This is a genomic window from Bifidobacterium pseudocatenulatum DSM 20438 = JCM 1200 = LMG 10505 (assembly GCF_001025215.1).
GTDB classification, from domain to species: Bacteria; Actinomycetota; Actinomycetes; order Actinomycetales; family Bifidobacteriaceae; genus Bifidobacterium; species Bifidobacterium pseudocatenulatum.
In genome coordinates this window covers 653,260-672,415 of record NZ_AP012330.1, presented here as the reverse complement: position 1 = coordinate 672,415, position 19,156 = coordinate 653,260, and the positions used below count along the sequence as shown (strand labels likewise).

The 19,156-nt window shown below is 56.8% G+C and carries 11 protein-coding genes, 1 tRNA gene and 1 pseudogene; 1 reads left to right on the top strand and 12 read right to left on the bottom strand.

All coding sequences use genetic code 11. The features are described from left to right. Positions 1-13: 13 nt before the first annotated feature. The 6 genes and pseudogenes from BBPC_RS02745 to alr form a co-directional block, all read right to left on the bottom strand. A complete protein-coding gene (locus BBPC_RS02745) occupies positions 14-2,002 on the bottom strand; it encodes an elongation factor G (protein ID WP_004219610.1) in 1,989 nt (662 codons plus the stop codon). A gap of 86 nt (positions 2,003-2,088) precedes the next feature. Beyond that, a tRNA-Arg gene (locus BBPC_RS02740) sits at positions 2,089-2,165 on the bottom strand. A 53-nt stretch (positions 2,166-2,218) separates the two neighbouring features. Next, on the bottom strand, positions 2,219-3,208 hold the full coding sequence (locus tag BBPC_RS02735; protein ID WP_004219611.1) for a DMT family transporter: 990 nt from the start codon (positions 3,206-3,208) through the stop codon (positions 2,219-2,221). 188 nt (positions 3,209-3,396) lie between these two features. Next, positions 3,397-4,588, bottom strand: a pseudogene (locus BBPC_RS02730) (SLC13 family permease). A 360-nt stretch (positions 4,589-4,948) separates the two neighbouring features. Continuing rightward, positions 4,949-7,033 carry a DNA primase gene (dnaG, locus tag BBPC_RS02725; protein WP_033524266.1) on the bottom strand — a complete coding sequence of 695 codons (2,085 nt, stop codon included), beginning with the start codon at positions 7,031-7,033 and terminating at the stop codon, positions 4,949-4,951. Positions 7,034-7,138: 105 nt separating this feature from the next. Beyond that, on the bottom strand, positions 7,139-8,497 hold the full coding sequence (gene alr / locus BBPC_RS02720) for an alanine racemase (protein ID WP_033524280.1): 1,359 nt from the start codon (positions 8,495-8,497) through the stop codon (positions 7,139-7,141). Between the two features lie 243 nt (positions 8,498-8,740). Between alr and BBPC_RS02715 the strand changes: the two genes are divergently transcribed. Further along, positions 8,741-10,168 (top strand): amino acid permease, encoded by a 1,428-nt coding sequence (locus tag BBPC_RS02715; RefSeq protein ID WP_004219622.1) that lies wholly within the window; start codon positions 8,741-8,743, stop codon positions 10,166-10,168. Between the two features lie 196 nt (positions 10,169-10,364). Here BBPC_RS02715 and BBPC_RS02710 read toward each other — a convergent pair whose 3' ends face one another. The 6 genes from BBPC_RS02710 to BBPC_RS02685 form a co-directional block, all read right to left on the bottom strand. Next, positions 10,365-10,901 carry a GNAT family N-acetyltransferase gene (locus tag BBPC_RS02710; RefSeq protein ID WP_022245364.1) on the bottom strand — a complete coding sequence of 179 codons (537 nt, stop codon included), beginning with the start codon at positions 10,899-10,901 and terminating at the stop codon, positions 10,365-10,367. A gap of 108 nt (positions 10,902-11,009) precedes the next feature. After that, positions 11,010-11,495 (bottom strand): S-ribosylhomocysteine lyase, encoded by a 486-nt coding sequence (locus tag BBPC_RS02705; RefSeq protein ID WP_022245363.1) that lies wholly within the window; start codon positions 11,493-11,495, stop codon positions 11,010-11,012. 166 nt (positions 11,496-11,661) lie between these two features. Further along, positions 11,662-13,587: a DNA helicase RecQ gene (gene recQ / locus BBPC_RS02700; protein WP_004219632.1), complete on the bottom strand. Its 1,926-nt coding sequence runs from the start codon at positions 13,585-13,587 to the stop codon at positions 11,662-11,664. A 26-nt stretch (positions 13,588-13,613) separates the two neighbouring features. Beyond that, positions 13,614-16,409, bottom strand: coding sequence for an ABC transporter ATP-binding protein/permease (locus BBPC_RS02695; protein ID WP_004219634.1), 2,796 nt, complete (start codon positions 16,407-16,409; stop codon positions 13,614-13,616). A gap of 218 nt (positions 16,410-16,627) precedes the next feature. Further along, entirely contained in the window at positions 16,628-17,809 is a 1,182-nt protein-coding gene (locus BBPC_RS02690; protein WP_004219637.1) for a cystathionine gamma-synthase, read from the bottom strand. 78 nt (positions 17,810-17,887) lie between these two features. Beyond that, the gene (locus BBPC_RS02685; protein WP_004219641.1) at positions 17,888-18,898 is read right to left on the bottom strand and encodes a cystathionine beta-synthase; all 1,011 of its coding nucleotides are present in this window, start codon (positions 18,896-18,898) and stop codon (positions 17,888-17,890) included. Between the last annotated feature and the right edge of the window lie 258 nt (positions 18,899-19,156).

The following is a 19,156-nucleotide window of genomic DNA, read 5'->3' as shown; positions in this document are numbered from 1 at the left end:
CTATCTACATGTTTTACGCCTCTTCGCCGTGCCAGGCGTAGTCGAGGTGCATGAATTCGGGGACCTTGTACCATTTGACCGGATAGCCGGCGCCATGCGCGCAGAACACCGAATCCGGCGTGTTCTCCAGGTCGGATTCCGGATCGTAAGCCATGTTCTCGATCACCTCGTCGGCATTGTGGCACGGCTGGTAGCCGGCGAACACGCAGCTTAAATGGCCACGGCCGTGCGTGTACGCGTTCACGTCCATCGCATAGTCACGCATTTCGGATACCGGCGCCGTGCCGTTCAACACCATATATTCGCCGTCGCCGGTAGGCGTGTCGAACGTGCCCGACATGCGCTGGATGTCGGCCATCGCATGTCCGACCATGTCCTGCGGCACTTCCAGACGGAAGCCGTACCAAGGTTCAAGCAGACGGCAATCGCCCTTCTTCTTCGCTTCCATCAGGCCCTGGCGTATCGCGCGGTAGGTGGCTTGGCGGAAATCGCCGCCTTCCGTGTGCTTCAGATGCGCACGGCCCGTCAGCAGCGTGATTCTCATATCGGTGATCGGCGAGCCGGTGAGCACGCCCAGATGCTCGCGTTCCTGGAAATGCTGCATGATGAGGCGCTGCCAGTTGCGGTCGAGCACGTCCTCGCTGCACACGGTGGCGTATGCCATGCCCGAGCCCTGCGGCAGCGGTTCGAGCAGCACATGCGTTTCGGCGTAGTGACGCAACGGCTCGAAATGGCCGATGCCTTCGACCGGCGCGGCGATCGTCTCCTTGTACAGGATGCTGCCCGGTCCGAACGTGACGTCCAGGCCGAAACGGTCGTGCATGATCTGCTGGATGATCTCCAGCTGCACCGCGCCCATCAACTGCAGGTGCACTTCCTCTAGGCGAGACTGCCAGACGACGTGCAGCAGCGGATCCTCGTCCTCCAGTTCGCGTAGGGCGACGAGACATTTGTGAATGTCGCACTCCCCCGGTTCCAGCGTGTACGTGAGCACCGGCTGGAGGACCGGACTGCCGGCGTCCCGCTCCATGCCGAGGCCTTCGCCGGGGAATGTCTGCGTCAGACCCGTGACGGCGCAGATGGTGCCTGCGGGGACCGTGTCGACGGTGGTGGATTTCGCGCCGGAATAGACGCGCACCTGGTCGGCTTTCTCATGCCATTGGCCGTCTTCGGCAACCACATCCGCGTCGCCGGCGTGCGCGGTGCCGCTTAGCATCATCTTGGCCTTCAGTTCGCCGCCGGTCACCTTGAGCCAGGTCAGACGGTTGCCTTGCGCGTCATGAGACACCTTATATATGCGTGCGCCGAATTCGCCATTGTATTGCGGCTCTTGCGCGAACCGTTCGAAACCTGCGACGAACTGTTCTATACCGTCCATTTTCAGCGCTGATCCGAAATAACAGGGGAACAGCTCACGGCGGGCGATCATGGCGCGAATGGTTTCGTCCGGCACGGTTTCGGTGTCGAGATACGCGTCCATGGCCGTTTCGTTTTGCATGGCGATCTCCTCCATGCGTTCGCCGTCAATCGGCTCGGTGAAGTCGACGCAGCCGTCCGAGAAGCGTTTCTTGAGTTGGGCGAGCAGTTGCGTTTTGTCGGCGCCGGGCGAGTCCATTTTGTTGACGAAGACGAATGTGGGCACCTGATAGCGATTGAGCAGTCGCCACAGCGTTTCGGTATGGCCTTGGATGCCGTCCGCGCCGGAGATGACGAGGATGGCGTAGTCGAGCACGGCGAGCGTACGTTCCGTTTCGGCGGAGAAGTCGACGTGTCCAGGAGTGTCGAGCAGGGTGATGGTGAGGTCGGGCGTGGCGATGACGGCCGGCTCGGTGAAGATGGTGATGCCGCGCTGCCGTTCCATGGCGTCCGTGTCGAGGAAGGCGTCGCCGTGGTCGACGCGGCCGAGTTTGCGTACTTGGCCGGTAGCGTACAGCAGCGCCTCCGACAACGTGGTCTTGCCCGCGTCCACATGCGCCAGAATGCCCGCGACGATTCGCTTCATGGTCTCCCCTATCTTCGCAAGCCAATGGCTTGCCGTTCAATGGACAGGAAAGCCCCCGCACCGCATGAAACGACGCGAGGGCTTGATGGTGACCCCGGCCGGGCTCGAACCGGCGACCTTGAGATTAGAAGTCACATGCTCTATCCAGCTGAGCTACAGGGCCAAACTAAACACAGTATAGTCAGTTCGCACACGGTTGCCAACTCGACACGGCAATCACATCGCCTTGAGCACAATGCCGACGATGGCTACGAGCACGCCGACGTATTGGATGCCGGCCACGGGCTTGCGTGGCACGCCAAGCAGGCCGAAACGGTCGACCAGCAATCCTCCGCCGACCTGACCGAGCAATACCAGCATCACCGTCATGCCGGTGCCGATATGCGCGGACAGGTACGCGTTGCACATCACCAGCATCGCACCCAGCAATCCGCCTACCCACATCCACCACGGATTGCCTTTCTTCAGCGCGTCGCCGAGGCTGTAGGTGCGGTCGACGAATGCGACGACGATCGCAAGCGAGATCAGACCGACCACGAACGAGGCGAGCGATGCCTTCACCGGCGATCCCAACGCGACGCCCAGCTTGCCCAACAACGCCGTCTGCACGGCCGAACACATGCCGAACGCGATGCCTGCGCAACTCCACAGCACAGTCGCGGAACCTGGCACATGTACGGCTTTTCCGTCAGTTTCGGATTTTTCGGAATCGCCGGAATTTTCCGAACCGCCAGCCGGGCGATCGATGGCAGGCCTCAATCGCAGATTCGGTCCGGCGACGGCAAGCAGGAAGCCGACCAGCGTGATCGCCGCGCCTGCGATACGCAGCGGGGAAATCGGCTGCGCGGTAGTGCCGAACCAGCCGAAAGCGTCGATCAGCAGGCCCATGACGATCTGCCCGGTGACTGGCATGATCACGGTTTTGAGACTGCCCAGTTTCGGCAGCAGCAGCACATTGCCGGTCAGGAAAGTGACACCGAACACGCCCGCGAACCACATCCACCATGGGCCGTTCGCCGCGGTGGCGGGAATCAGCGGATACGGGCCAAGCAGCAGCGTCAAAGTCAGCATCGCAATGAGGCCGACGCTGAACGACACCAGCGAGGCGCGCAACGGCGAGCCGATGGAACGGCCGAGCCGCGTGTTCACCGCGGTCTGCACCGGCGTGATCAGTCCGGAGAAAATTCCCAGCAATCCTTGCAGCATGTTCAGCCTTCCTACGTTTCTCGGCACACGCTTCCCGGCACAGATTATCACAGCACCAGACCATCAGCCGACGTAACAATAAACCCTTGAAATCCAATGATTCCAAGGGTTTTCATGCAATCCCAGCAAAAGGTGCGAACCGGCGACCTTGAGATTAGCGGTCAGGGAAACCGGTCGACGGCCAAACGCTACTCGATAATCCAGCTCAGGCCGACGAGCACGATGACGAACAGCACGTTCACCGCGGTGTAGACGGCCAGATAACAGCCTTTCTTGTCCGGGTAGGCGCGTGACGTTCTTGTAGCCGATCAGCGACGCCATGGATGCGATCAGCGTACCCATGCCACCAAGGTTGGTGCCGATGATCAGCGCACGCCATTGATCGCAGAAGCCCGACAGCAGCAACGTGGTCGGCACGTTGGAGATGAACTGGCTGGACACCACGGACACTTCCAGCGGATGCGCCCCCACCAAGGAGGCGGCCAGCTCGTAGAATTCCGGCACGCGTTTCATATTGCCGATGAAAATGAAGAACATGCAGAACGTGAGCGGCAATCCCCAGTCGATATTGCGGAACACGCGGCGATCGCAGAACAGGAACGCCACCACCACGATCACGCACATGGCCCATAGCGGAATGAAATCGCTCACAGCCAGCAAACACACGATGAACAGCGCGCAATATACGATCGTGCGCCAACCACCGTAACCTGCGCCGTAGCCGGTCACACGAATCTCATCCGGCTGCGGCTGATCGGAATTCGGAGCGAGCACATTCTGTTCGATGCCGCTGCCGTCGATAGAGGAAAATTCGGAAACAGGTTTCTTACCGAACACCACACAGACGATGACCACCAGCAATACCGCCGCAGCAACGGAATACGGTGCCATAATGCCGATCATTTCAGCGGACGGCATGCCCGTCAACGCTTTCAAATACAGGTTGTGCGCATTGCCGATCGGCGTCAACATACTGCCCACGTTCGCACCGACGGTCATCAACGTGCCGACCAGCACCGCATGCTCCTCCATGTGAGCCATGGTGAGCACCGCGATCGCGAATGGAATGAACGTGACCAGCGCCACATCATTGGTAATCAGCATGCCGGAAAAATAGGTGAGCGAAATCAGCGTGATCACCAATCCGCGGGCGGTGCTCACATGATGCAGCAACCGCGAACCGATGATGCGGAACACACCGATGCGCTGGAAACCGCACACCACCAGCATCAGGCAGATCAGCTGCGAAATGGTGCTGGCATGAATATATCCGGCATACTCCTTGTCAGGAGGCACGATAAAGCATGAAATAAGAGCAAGTATGGAAGCAACTACGAGAATGGTCTCGTTTTTCAGGATTTTGACGACCAATCGTCGCATTCATTCCTCCGTGAATCCAGTTTGCAAACCGTTTGCAGCCCCGGGCGATTTACTCAAGAAACGCCGTATTCACTTTACCCGAAAAATCGCGTACCACATACCCTTGGCATACTATTTTTCCGACCATTCCAACGTTTTTCAGCCACTACGCCTTACTGTTCCCTGACTTTGCAAACCGGCAAAACTGTTTTGCAATTGCAAAACACGCCGAAGGATACCGTGCACCAGCCAAGAATTCGTTAAGTATTCTTCCTGCGTTCACCACACGTTCGCCGGCTGTTCATACCGCACTCAGGCATGTGGCAAATTCAGGTGAACGACAAAGACGTTCGGGGGTTGACGCTCCGGCACACCAAATATTCAGGCGACGTTATTGCCGAACACCCTCGTCTGCAGATCCTTGCGCAACGTTTCCAGCTTGGTAATCTGGCCAAGCAGCTCGATTTTCTCGGCACCGTCCGGCAGTTGCGCCATGCGACGCTGGTCCGCGCCGATTTTGCGCATGATGCCCGTGTCAAGCAGTCGAATGATGAGTTCAGACGCGTATCTGCGTTCGTCATCGGTCGGCTTGCGCAATTGCACGTTGCCTTCCTGCGATTGTTGCGACGCACGTTCTGCGTCAGTATCGCTCGGAGGAAGCGGCAATGGCATGACGGCAAGCTCGTTGATGACGGATTCCAACATCGGACCACCCGCTTTGGTGAGATTGTGCATCCACAATCCTTGCGGGGTATCAGCAGACGGCAGTCCCCCGGCCGCCGCGACCGCTTGGAATAACGTGCGGAATACGGGGGTCATGAAGCTCGACAGCGTAAGACTGGCGAACAGTGTCGGATCAACGGCAAGCGGCACTTGAATCAGGGTTGCCATGAACTGCTGTTCGCAAATGAACACGGCATCATCAATGCGATAGTAGGATTGCTCCGCCGCATCACGATGTTCCAACGCCTTCCGCGCGGAAGGATTCGCATACGGATTCGTGCCTTGTTCCATACGCGGTTCCACCGCAGCTCCGGCATTGCCTGCAAAACGACGTTTCGGAGCGTACGCATCTTCGTCCCGCACCTGCAGTTTGCGTCGTGCGTCACGCACTTCACGCTGCATGATATCCAAGTCGACGCCGATCTGGCGCACCGCCTTGCGTGAATACAAATCCAACAGGGAACGGTCACGAATCTGTGCGATCAACGGCGCCACCGCCTTGACTGCGCCCATCTGCCCAGTGGTATAAGTGGTGTCGAAACGCCCGATCGCGGTTTTGATCACGAAATCATACAGTGGTTCGGCATGATCGATCAACGCGCGAACCGCCTCATTACCTCGCTTGATACGCAAATCGCACGGGTCGAGATTGTCGTCGGCCACAGCAACGAACGCCTGCGTCGAAAAAGCGGAATCCAAGCCGAACGCATGAATCGCAGCCTTCTGACCGGCCGCATCGCCATCGAAGGTGAACACGATACGCGAACTCAACGCCTGTCCTTCAACCTTCAACGGACCAACCAGCTGTACCGCACCCAACGAATCGTCGGCGATCAGACGACGCACGATCTTGGCATGCTCGGCACCGAACGCGGTGCCGCATGTCGCGATCGCGGTATCAATGCCGGCCAAATGCATGGCCATCACATCCGTATACCCTTCGACGATCACCGCCTGACGTTTCTTCACAATCGCCGACTTCGCCATATCAATGCCATACAGCACCTGGTTTTTCCGATACAACTGCGTGTCGGGAGTATTAATGTATTTCGCGCTAATCGAATCATCCTCATACAACTTGCGAGCGCCGAAACCAAGCGTGCGTCCGGTTGAATCGCGAATCGGCCATGTTACGCGGCCACGGAAATAGTCATACACCCCATGCTGGCCTTGACGGGCCAAACCTGCGTCCAACATTTCCTGCTGTGTGAAGCCCTTGCCTGCCAAGTACCGCACCAGATTATCCCAGCCTTGCGGAGCATATCCGCAACCGAATCGTTGGCAATCGGCCTGGCTGAAATTACGGCCATCAAGCAGTTTGCGCGCGGCGAGCGCGTCTTTGGTCATCAGCTGCGAGACGAAAAACTCCTGCGCGGCCTCGTTGGCTTCCAACAGGCGGGCACGTTTCGAACCGGTATGCTCCTTCTTGGCGTTCGACTGGTCATAACGCAATTCGATATGGTATCGATCGGCCAAAAGCTCGACGGCATCACGAAAGTCGACGTTCTCCTGATGCTCCACATAGCCGAACACGTCTCCGCCAAGACCGCAGCCGAAGCAATGCCACACACCGAGCGCCGGACGTACGGAAAAGCTTGGCGTTTTCTCGTCATGAAACGGGCACAGCCCCACGTATGTGCCAGTTCCTGAAGGTTTGAGCGTAACCGTTGCGGACACAATGTCGTACAGATCGGCGGTGGCGCGAACTTTTTCGATATCTTCCTTCAGAATCATTCCTGGCATAGCTCACCACCTTAACAGCAAGCGCGGCACGTTGACCAACCGCCGAACGTACCGCGCCCACCATATTGACTTTCACGGCGTGCCTCCCATCGCACGCCTGATTCTTTATAGGAGGGTTGCGGGATCGAGTTTGGCGAGATCTTCGACCGACAGCACGTCAGAGGCATGCTCGTACAGGCGCGGGATACGGTTGCACAGGCAGGTGAAGATCTCATAGCTGATGGTTCCTGCGGCACGGCCCCAATCGTCGGCGGTCGGCTCGGCATAATCCTCTCCGCGACCCGGTCCGAACAGCTGCACGGTGTCGCCCTCATGCACGCCAAGCTTTTCCGCGGAACCGTGCAGGTCAAGCATAAACTGATCCATGCACACGCGACCGGACACACGGTAGAGGCGCGGACCTTCCGTGGTCATCACACGCACCGGGCCTCCTGGCTTGACCACATGCTTCGCGCCTTCCATATCAAAACCGGAAGCGGAACGGTGAATGCCGTCCGCATAGCCGACAGGCACGATCGCGGTGGACGTATCGGACGGAGTCAGGTACGTGCGGCCATAGGAAATGCCATGGCCCGCTTCAACATCCTTGACCGTACCAAGCTGCGCCTGCAACGTCATGGCCGGCGTCAAACCGTATGTACCTGGCGTGCCCATGGCCGGATCAGCCTCATAACCATACAGGCCGATACCCGGGCGCGTCAGCTCAAAATGAATCTCGGAACGTGAAAGCGTGGCAGCGGTATTGGCGAGATGACGAATCTCCGGCGCAATGCCCGCCTGCTCCATACGACGGGTGAAATCCTTGAAATTCTCGATCTGCCTGTCGGTGGATGCCACGAATTCAGGAACGTCCGGAGCGTCCGCCACCGCCAAATGGCTCCACTGGCCGACGATATGCAGCACACCCTCCTTGGCGAGCGGCACCAGCTTGGCGAGCGCCGCGTCGAACGTGGCGGGCGTGAACCCGTTGCGGCCGAAACCGGAATCGACCTTCACATGCACACGTGCGGTTTTTCCAAGACGACGCGCCGCAGCCGCAACGCCGTCAATGCCCGGCAATGATCCGACGGAAATATCGATATCATTGTCGATCAGCTCGTCAAAAGGCACAGCCATGCCGTTATATACCCATGTCAGAATGTGGCAGCGGTCCGGCCCGATGCCCGCCTTGCGCAGCAGCAGCGCCTCATGTGATTGCGCCGTACCCAGCCAGGTCGCACCTCCCGCAAGTGCCGCGAGCGCGGCCGGAATAAGACCATGCCCGTACGCGTCGGCCTTGACCACACCCATCACGGCGGTGCCGGAATTCGGGCCGCCAACCACGCTCACCAGATGACGCATGTTGTTTCGCAATGCGGCCATATCGACGATGGCCTGCGCCGGATATTGCTTTTGGGCGGCCTCATAATTGGCCTTGCCTTGTTCGGATGAGAATTGCCATTCACGGGCAGCGTTGAAAGTCATGGCTCTATTGTTGCGCTCCCACGTGACGGCTTCGGAAAGGCGCGCACACATGGTGAGACGATTCACGGGGTTTTCACGGTTTTGTCCGCGCCAGGTTTTTACACTCTCCTTACATAAGGCGCGTACACCTCCCGTATATGAGGCGTTCAGCCCTTCTTTGATTTCTGGCGTTTGAGGCGTGCCAGAGTCCCGGAAATCCGTCCGGTCCAGCCCATATAAAACCATTTTTAGGGAATTAAGACCATGGATCTTTTTCGCAAAAAGTCAGTGGACCAGCTCGTGTCCGAGTCGACTCCGCTGAAACGCACATTGAAAACGTTTGACCTTACCATGCTGGGAATCGGCGCCATCATCGGCACCGGCATTTTCGTGCTCACCGGTAAGGGTGCCCTCACCGCAGGTCCGGCATTGTGCGTCTCCTTCCTTCTGGCCGCGGTCTGCTGCGGTTTCGCGGGATTGTGCTATGCGGAGTTCGCCGCGATGGCACCAGTGTCCGGTTCCGCATATTCGTACGCGTATTTGGCGTTCGGCGAGCTGATCGCGTTTGTGATCGGCTGGGATTTGATTTTGGAATACGCATTGCAGGCGGCCACCGTGTCCGCCGGATGGTCCGGATATTTCAACAAACTGTTGGAAGGTTTCGGCTTGCATCTGCCAGTTGAGCTGACCGCGGCATACGGCACCACACCAGGCGTGACCACATACTTCAATCTGCCTGGTTTCGTGATCGTGCTCATCATCACTTGGGTGCTGTCCATCGGCATCAACCAGACGAAGAAAACCAACGATATTATGGTGATGATCAAACTGGCCATCATCGTGCTGTTCATCGTGTGCACCGTCTGGTACATCAATCCCGCCAATTGGAAGCCGTTCTCCCCGTACGGCATTTACACGTTCCAGCCGGGCTCGACGCAGCCGTACGGCATCGTGCCGGCCGCGTCGATCGTGTTCTTCAGCTTCATCGGCTTTGACGCGGTGTCCTCTTCCGCCGAGGAGACCATCAATCCGAACAAGACACTGCCGCGCGGCATTCTGATCTCGCTGGCCGTGTCCACCGTGCTCTACATCGTCATGACGCTGATCATGACCGGTGTGGTGCCATACAAGGAGTTCGCAAACTTCATTGATGCTCCGGTGGCCGGCGTGATTCTCGAAACCGGTCTCAACTGGCTGGCGTTCGTTGTCAATCTTGGCGCTCTGATCGGCATGACCACGGTGATGCTGGTGCAGCTGTACGGCCAGTCCCGCATCTGCTATGCCATGAGCCGCGACGGCCTGTTCCCGAAGTTCTTCGGCGAAGTGCACCCGAAGTACCGCACCCCGTTCAAAGGTACATGGTTCTTCGGTATTCTAACGGCCATCGCCGGCGGTTTCATCAACATCAACGTGCTGTTCGAATTGGTGAACATCGGTACGCTGTCGGCATTCATCATCGTGTCCGCAGGCATTCTGTGGATGCGTAAGACCCAGCCGGACGCACACCGCGGCTTCCGCGCTCCGGGCGTACCGTTCACGCCGATCTGCGCAATCATTTTCTGCTTCATTCTGATTTGCGGTTTGAATTGGGAGACTTGGGTGCGTTTCGCAATCTGGTTCGCCCTTGGTTTGATTGTGTATTTCGTGTACAGCCGCAAGCATTCCGCATTGAACGAGCCAGGACTGTTCTAAAAACCGGCAATACTGTTGTTTTTGATATATCTTTCGTAAGATATATCAAAAACAACGCAATCGGATATAAAAATCCCGTTGAACATCTGAAATACGATATTCAACGGGATTTTTGTTTCTCAATATCGAAGATTGTTTGCGATTGTTTGCGATGAATTTATATTGATTGATACCAATCCATATAAATCCGCAAATCTCACCATTCATGACGCTGATAGGCGATACGAGTGGTATCGAACGGCCTGTCAAGCAACTGAATCAAGCCGCAGCGCGCAAAACCATTCGATTCGAGCACATGCTGCATGGCCTTGTTGTTGGGATGCGTATCCGCACGCACATTGCCGTAATGTTCGATGCACCAGTTGATGCAGTCCTTCGCCGCACCCTTGGCGAGACCCGACGAGGCAATCCGGTGGATGGTCACATACGGATCGTCATCCAGCCAGGCACCATCGATATTCACATACGTCGGGTCGACGCCCGGACACAATGCGAACTGGGCGAGCACACGTTCCTCGCCATCAACCGTATCAACAAGCAGCACAGTGCGTTGCGATTCGATATCGTCACGAACCACTTCCTCACGCGGGAACTTATCACCCCACTGCGTGGGATTGCCATTGGAGGCCATCAACTTGCGGGCATGCTCATAAATCTTCTGCATGGTCGGCCAATCAGCCATAGTGGCGCGGCGGAACCGCCGTTCAGAAGTAATGACGCTCTCCTCACCCATCTCGTTCACCTTTGCATCGCCTTGTCTTCTTCCGAGCGTTAAAAATACCATGCCCACGGCACAGTATTCGCAATATGCCCGAAAAGCAGACTTGCAACCACGCGCGAATCAGACCAGACGGCGCTCAAACGCGTCAGAGCTGATGCCCTTGGCAAGAATATCCTTGCACCATTCCTTCGCCGTGAACAGGCTATGGTCGCGGTAATTGCCGCAGCTTTCGATGGTGGTGGCAGGAACATCATCCCATGTGGCCTCGTATGCGATGAATTCCAACGCCTCCTTCAACGCGCGAGCCACTTCTTCTGTGGAATGCTCACCCCACGTCAACAGGTGGAAACCGGTACGGCAGCCGAACGGGGAACAATCGATATAACCGTCGATACGTTCACGTAACAGCACCGCAATCGTATGTTCGATGGTGTGCAGGCCACCGGTCGGAATCGCATTCTCATTCGGCTGCACCAAACGCAAATCATAATTGGAAATCACATCGCCATTCGGACCGGTCTGCGTGTCGATATAGCGCACATACGGAGCCTTCACCTTGGTGTGGTCGAGCTGGAAGCTTTCCACAACCGGCTTGTCTTCTGCCATCATCAATCCTTTCTTCAACAACTGTTCGTCTCTACTGTCGCCGTTTTGCCGGCATACGTCAACCTCACCGCCATACATGTTGCCGATAACGTGTTACGTATCATATAAAACGCAGGGTTTTGCAATAATCGATACGATTATTCCTCAAGCTGACACGTCACATGATTCATGCAACGAAATCGCGGATCACTTCCATGAACCGTTCGCCATACGCTTCCAATTTGAGCGCACCAACGCCATTGACTTGCGAGAATTGCTCGCCGGTGACCGGCCTGACACGCACCATATCGCGCAACGTTTTATCGGAAAAGACGATATACGGGGGTTTACCGAGTTCGCGGGCGATGTCAAGCCGCAACGCGCGCAGTTTGGCGAACAATTCCTCGTCTCCGTCGCCCGGCACATACGATCCCATGGCCTGAGAGCCTACGGACGGCGATTCCGCACGTTTCGTAGCGTGCTTCCGTTCGATCTTCTTGATTTCATAATGAAAATTCGGCGCTACCGTTTCCGCCGCACGTTCACCAAAGCGAACGATCGGCATGGAGCCTTCCGAAATGGAAAGAAAACCATCCGTCGCCATCTGGCTGAGCACGTCACGAATCTGTACCTCCGAAGTCGCGCTCAACATGCCGTACGTCGGCAGATCGACAGGATGAAGATAGTTTAAATCCTGCGCTTTTGACCCTCGCAGCACTTTGACGATCTTCCCCGAACCGACCTTCTGGTTCACGTCATGCACGCAGCGGCTGATGGCCCGCGCGATATCCGTGACGTCAACGGTTTCAAACGTATTCCCGCAGTTCGCGCATCCTCCCACGCATGCGCCGTCATCGCGGACGGCTGCTCCCCCGGCCTCGCCGAAATACCTGGTCATATACTCGTGCAGACAATCCGTAGTACGGCAATAACCGATCATAGCGTTGAGCAGACGCCGTTTCGATGCACGCACAACCTCCTGCTCTTCAGCGGTCAAACGCTCGTTCTCATAATCCGAATCAAGCAGCCTCCGCCTCGTAGCAATATCAGATTCATTCCACAGCAACGTGCACCGGCTCGGCTCGCCGTCACGCCCCGCACGACCTGCCTCCTGATAGTACGCTTCGATCGATTCCGGCATATTATGGTGGATCACATAACGCACGTTCGACTTGTCGATTCCCATGCCGAACGCATTCGTGGCAACCACCACAGGCACACGGTCGGTTACGAAATCACGTTGCGCCCGATCCCTCGTTTCGGCCGACATACCGCCATGATAGGCGACCGCGACCGTGCCGATTCGCGTCGCATCCTCACCTTTCGCCGCACGCAGCTCGCGCACGGCGATATTCAACGATTCGGCAAGTGACTCCACTTCCTTGCGGGTCGCGCAATACACGATGCCGGATTCGTCAGGATGATCCGCAATATACGAAGCCACCCACGAAGCCTTATGTTTCCTTTCCATCCTGATCACGTCGAAATACAGGTTGGCCCTGTCGAAGCCGGTGACGGTGACGGACGGATCACGCAATCCGAGAATTCCGATAATATCGCGGCGCACCCGTTCCGTCGCGGTCGCAGTGAACGCGGCAACCGTCGGACGGGTCGGCAACGCCTTCAGAAAATCGCCGATACCAAGATATGACGAACGGAAATCCTGGCCCCATTGCGACACGCAATGCGCCTCGTCAACGGCGACCAGAGAAATCGGCACACGACTGGCGAACGTGCGGAAACGTTCGGTTTCCAAACGTTCCGGAGCCACATACAGCAGTCTGATCCGTCCCGACAACGCCTGCACGAACACCAGATCCTGTTCGTCGGGACTTTGCGTGGTATTGATGAATGCGGCTGGAATGCCCACGTCGTTGAGCGCGTCGACCTGATCGCGCATCAACGAGATCAACGGGGAAATGACGACGGTCATGCCCGGAAGAAGCGTGGCAGGAATTTGGTAGCAGATTGACTTGCCTGCACCGGTGGGCATGACGCCGAGCGCATCACGACCTTGGATAATCGCATTGACTATGCCTTCTTGACCAGGACGGAAGGCGTCATATCCGAAGTAGGTGCGTAGGGCGTCACGCGCCGACGTAAACTCTGTCATACGCAGCAGTCTAGTATCCACCGCCTCTACTCGGTGCGGAGGGCGGTGGCGGGATCCTGCTTGGAGGCGCCACGACTTGGGATGAGGCCGCCGATCAGGGTGAGCACTACGCTGAGAATCACCAGAGCGATGGCATTACCGACCGGCAGCACGGCACTGACCTCGGTGGTACCCATGAAGTGGTGCAGCACGATGTTGATCGGGAAGTTGAGCAGCACGGTGGCACCAACGCCGATCAGACCGGCCAGCAGGCCGATAATGCCGGTTTCCGCGTTGAATACGTTCGACACATTGCGTTTGGATGCGCCCATGGCGCGCAGAATACCGATTTCCTTGGTACGTTCCAGTACGGAAATATAGGTGATAATGCCGATCATGATCGACGAGACCACCAATGACACAGCCACGAAAGCGATCAGCACATAGGTGATGACGTTGATGATGGTGGTTACCGAGTTCATCATCAGACCAACGTAGTCGGTGTAGGTGATCTTGTCTTTTTCCTTGGCGGTCTTATTGTATTCGTCGATGGCGTCGTTGATGGAATTCTTGTCTTCGAAGCTGTCGACGTAAATGTTGATGGAGCTTGGTGCGTCACGGCTGACCACGCCGAAATCAGCGAGATTATCGTTGTAGGAGCCGGTGGACACGTACTGGTTGTAGATGGCGACCAGCGTGGCCTCGTCGGCGGTGGCGATATAGGCGTCGAATTGGTCGGCGAGCTGCTGTTCGCCCATCTGAGCCATGGCCGCGGCCTGCTGGGAGTCACCTCCGGATGCGTCTGCGGCCGCCATCATGTTCTGCGCCATCTGCGCCTTGCTGCTTACGCCGAGGGATGCGACGTAATCGCGGGCATCCTGGGCCTTGGTGGCATCGTCGGATGGCGAGAACGTCATGCCGTTGAGTACATTGTGGTCTTTATCGGACTGCTGTTCGGTGACGATTTCACTGGATTCGGCACGGTCGATCAGCTCATTGGTCAGAGCACGCGTATAGCCCACACCGGAGGAAAGCGGGGTTGCGTCAGCATCCTCTACCGGCTTAACCACGCCCACGATCTTCAGATCGATGGCCTTGTCGGAGTCGATCAGCGCATTAATCTGGTCCACATCGTCGCCCACGTACGTCCAATGGCCGTTATCGCCTTTGACATACTGGTCGCAGGCCGGCAGCAGCTTCAGCGTGCGGTCGATAACGTCGGAATAGTCAATCTTCTTGGTATCGGTTTTCACATCGTCGCCGGAATTGAGCTGGTTCATCATATCGTGGTATTCACTGGCGGATTTGAGGCCTAGCTCATACACAGCGGTTAACGACAATGAATTGTTCTCGTCAAGTACGAGCACAACCTCGTTCTTGTTCTTTGGCCAGGATCCTTCGACTACCTCATAATTGTCGGAAATGACCTTGCCGACGTTCTTTTTGCCATCAGCGCTTGGCATGATCTCATGGAACGAGCTCGGTGCAGCATTCTGGTCGGTTTTACCCGTGAGCATGCTCACGCGCGTCGACGTAAAGGTGGACGAGTCGGCAGACATCAGCGAACCATCCGCCATCTGGTCGGCCATCGATTTGGTGCCGGTTTTGCCCACCGTCACACCATCGGCGTTGACAAGCGTGCCGTCTGGATCGTGTGAGAATACGGAGAACCTCGTATCATACGAATACTGGATTCCCGCGGAACCGATATACCGATTGATGTCACTGTCCTTATTATCAAGGTATTTCTTGAACGCGCTCAGATTGTTTTCGGTAATGCTGCTGGTCATCGAAGCGGTGCCCTTGATGGCGGCATCATCCGGATAAATCGCGTCGCTCTTATGCTTCTTGCCTTGATTGTCCGCACTCTGCTGACCGGAAGTCATCATGCTGGTCAGGTCGAAGGTCTGTTCGTCGATACTGATCGGGTAAGCAGTCATCGTCTCGCGCTGAATATTGTCGATATAAGTGTTCACGCCTGCCGAAACGGACATAATCAATGCGATGCCGATAATGCCGATGGATCCTGCGAATGCCGTAAGGAACGTGCGGCCCTTCTTGGTGCGTAAATTGTTGAAGCTCAATGCCAACGACGTGCCGAACGACATGGATGCGCGGCCCATGGTCTTGTGCACGGGAGCGGTGGCCGTTTCGTTCTGGGCTGGTTCGAACGGGTCGGAGTCGGAACGGATCACACCGTCCTTGAGCTCCACAATGCGCGTGGCATACTGGTAGGCCAGTTCGGGGTTATGTGTCACCATCACCACGAGGCGGTCTTTGGCAACCTCTTTGAGCAGATCCATGATCTGCACGGAAGTATCGGAATCAAGCGCACCGGTCGGCTCGTCGGCGAGCACGATGTCCGGATCGTTCACTAACGCGCGCGCAATGGCCACGCGCTGCATCTGACCGCCGGAAAGCTGGTTCGGCTTTTTGTTGACATGCTCGCCCAAACCCACTTGTTCAAGCGCCTTGCGCGCACGCTCTCGACGCTCCGAATGCGATACGCCCGAAATGGTTAGGGCAAGTTCCACATTCGACAGAATGGTCTGATGGGGAATGAGATTGTAGCTCTGGAACACGAAACCGATGGTGTGGTTGCGATAGGAGTCCCAATCGCGGCTTTTGTATTGTTTGGTGGAAATGCCGTTGATCACCAGATCGCCGGAATCATAGTGGTCAAGTCCGCCGATGATGTTGAGCAGTGTGGTTTTGCCGGAGCCGGAAGGTCCGAGAATGGCCACGAATTCACTGTCACGCAGGTTAAGGCTGACGTTATCCAGCGCCCGCTGCACGAAGTCGCCGGTTTTATACTGTTTGGAGATGCCTTGAATTTGCAGCATGCCGCCTCGTCTCGATAATCATGGGCGTTCGATTCCACAGAGAATGCGCTGGTAGATGAACACGAACGTTGTCGAAAGTATTATATGGCAAAACCCTCGCCATAAGCAGATTCGAAATAGCATAATATACGCTTTTGGCGAATCCGATGGCGAGGATTTATGCACGTTTTGCCTTTTTGACGGATTACACAAAACCGTAACGAGGCTGCGATCTTATCTCAAACACGACGAAATGCCTGCTCCAAGTCCGCGATCAAATCGTCAGCATCTTCAAGACCGACGGAAAGTCGCACGAGATTGGCGGGCACTTCCAGCGTGGTACCGGCAACGGAAGCGTGGGTCATGGCGCCCGGATGCTCAATCAGGGATTCCACGCCTCCCAACGACTCAGCCAAAGTGAACACTTCCGTAGCACCGGCGAACTTCTTGGCCGCTTCGAATCCGGCTGCGATCTGTACGGAGATCATGCCTCCGAAGCCGCCATGCATCTGTCGTGCCGCGATCTCGTGGCCTGGATGGGATTCCAGTCCCGGGTACCATACGCGTTCCACTTCAGGGCGGGTTTCCAGCCATTGCGCCACCTTCATGGCGTTACGGCTGTGCTGCTTGACGCGCAGATCCAACGTTTTGAGGCCACGAATGTCAAGCCAGGAGTCGAACGGAGATGGCACAGCTCCGGCCGCGTTCTGCAGGAACGCCACTTCATCGCGGATTTCCTTGTCGTTGAGCACCACAGCTCCGCCGACCACGTCGGAATGTCCGCCGATGTATTTGGTGGTGGAATATACGACCACGTCGGCGCCATCCGTCAACGGATGCTGCAATACCGGGGATGCGAAGGTGTTGTCTACCACCACTTTGGTGTCATGCGCGTGAGCGACCGCTGACGTGGCTGCGATATCGGTGATGTTGAGCAGCGGGTTCGACGGGGTTTCCACCCAAATGTACTGGTACTGCTTCTGGCTGAGCGCCGCGGAAACGGCCGCCGTGTCGGTGATGTCCACCACGTCAAGACCGACGCCCCACGGCACGAACACCTTGGAAAGCAAACGGTAGGTGCCACCATATACGTCATTGCCCAGCAGAATATTGTCGCCCGGCTTCAACGTGGCACGCAACAGCACGTCGATGGCGGCCAGTCCGGAAGCGAAGCTCAGCGCGTAGTTCGCGCCTTCGACCGCGGCGAGCTGCTCGTCGAAAGAGTTGCGGGTCGGATTGATGGAACGGCTGTAATCATAACCGTTGCGCAGGCCGCCGACACCATCCTGCTTGAACGTGGATGTCATATAAATAGGAGTGACCACGGCTCCGGTGGTCGGATCGGGTTCCTGACCTGCGTGAATGGCGCGGGTGGCGAGTGCAGTGGCGTTCAGGGCTTCGGTGTTGGTCGAGATGGTCATGATGGGAACTCCTTGAAAATATCGAATGGTTTGGGTTGAACGAATGATGGGCATGATGTTGAGATATGAATTGGCGGTCTACAGATACCGCTCCGCAAGACTTGGCTTGGACGTGCGTTCCACAACGTCGGCGAATCCGTTGGCACGCATCCAATCGTCGTTGAAGATCTTTTCCATATAGCTGCGACCGGAATCCGGCAGCAACACCACGACCAGCTGGTCTTCGTCCAAATCGTGCTCGCGTGCGTATTTAAGCGCTGCCGTAACGGCCATGCCGGACGAGCCTCCGACCAGCAGACCTTCTTCCGCAGCCAAACGGCGGGTCATTTCGAATGCTTCGGCATCGTTGACCTGCACGATTTCGTCGGGAAGTTCACGGTCGAACGCTTTCGGATAGAAATCCTCGCCCACGCCTTCGATGCTGTACTGATGCACGTCGTTCGGATTGGAATAGATGGATCCTTCCGGGTCGGCGCCGATCACTTGTACTGCGCCGTCGGAAGCTTCCTTCAGGTAGCGTCCGGTGCCGGAAATGGTGCCGCCAGTGCCGATGCCAGCCACGAAATGCGTGACCTGATGGTCGCTGGCTTCCCAGATTTCCGGACCGGTGGTGTGGTAGTGGCTTTCCGGTCCGTTCGGGTTGTCGTATTGGTTCGGGCGGTATCCGCCGGGAATCGCTTTGGCGAGGCGTTCCGCCACCTGGTAGTAGGAGCGCGGATCATCCGGACCAGCATCGGTAGGGGTTACCACCACTTCTGCACCGTATGCGCGGAGTACCGCACGCTTGGCTTCGGAAACCTTGTCTGGCAGGGTGAAGATGGTGCGGTATCCGCGCTGCTGGGCCACGAGGGCAAGTCCTACGCCGGTGTTGCCGGAGGTCGGTTCCACAATCACACCGCCCGGCTTGAGTTCGCCGCTGCGTTCGGCCGCGTCGATGATGCGTTCCGCAATGCGGTCTTTGGAGGAGCCGCCAGGATTGAAATATTCGACTTTGACTGCGATGGTGGCTTTGATGCCGTCGGTCACATGGTTGAGTTTGACGAGCGGAGTGTTGCCGATGAGCTCGGAAAGGGAGTTGTGGATGGTCATGTCGTTTCCTTGCGAAGAGTGATTTCCGTTGGCTTCCGATGAATGATTTCGTTGTTTTGATTTCGAGAAGCTCGCGTTTATCACTTGCAATGATTTGAAACGGGACCTGTGATGGTGTTTTCGCTGCGGTTCATCCACATATGCCGCGTAATACCAACCGCGTAAGGCACTGGTTATGGGATGATTTCTGCGATACTCTGGCATGCAACGCAAGTTGCGTATGCCGAAAAAGAATGCCCTGTCTCAAGTTATGCTTCG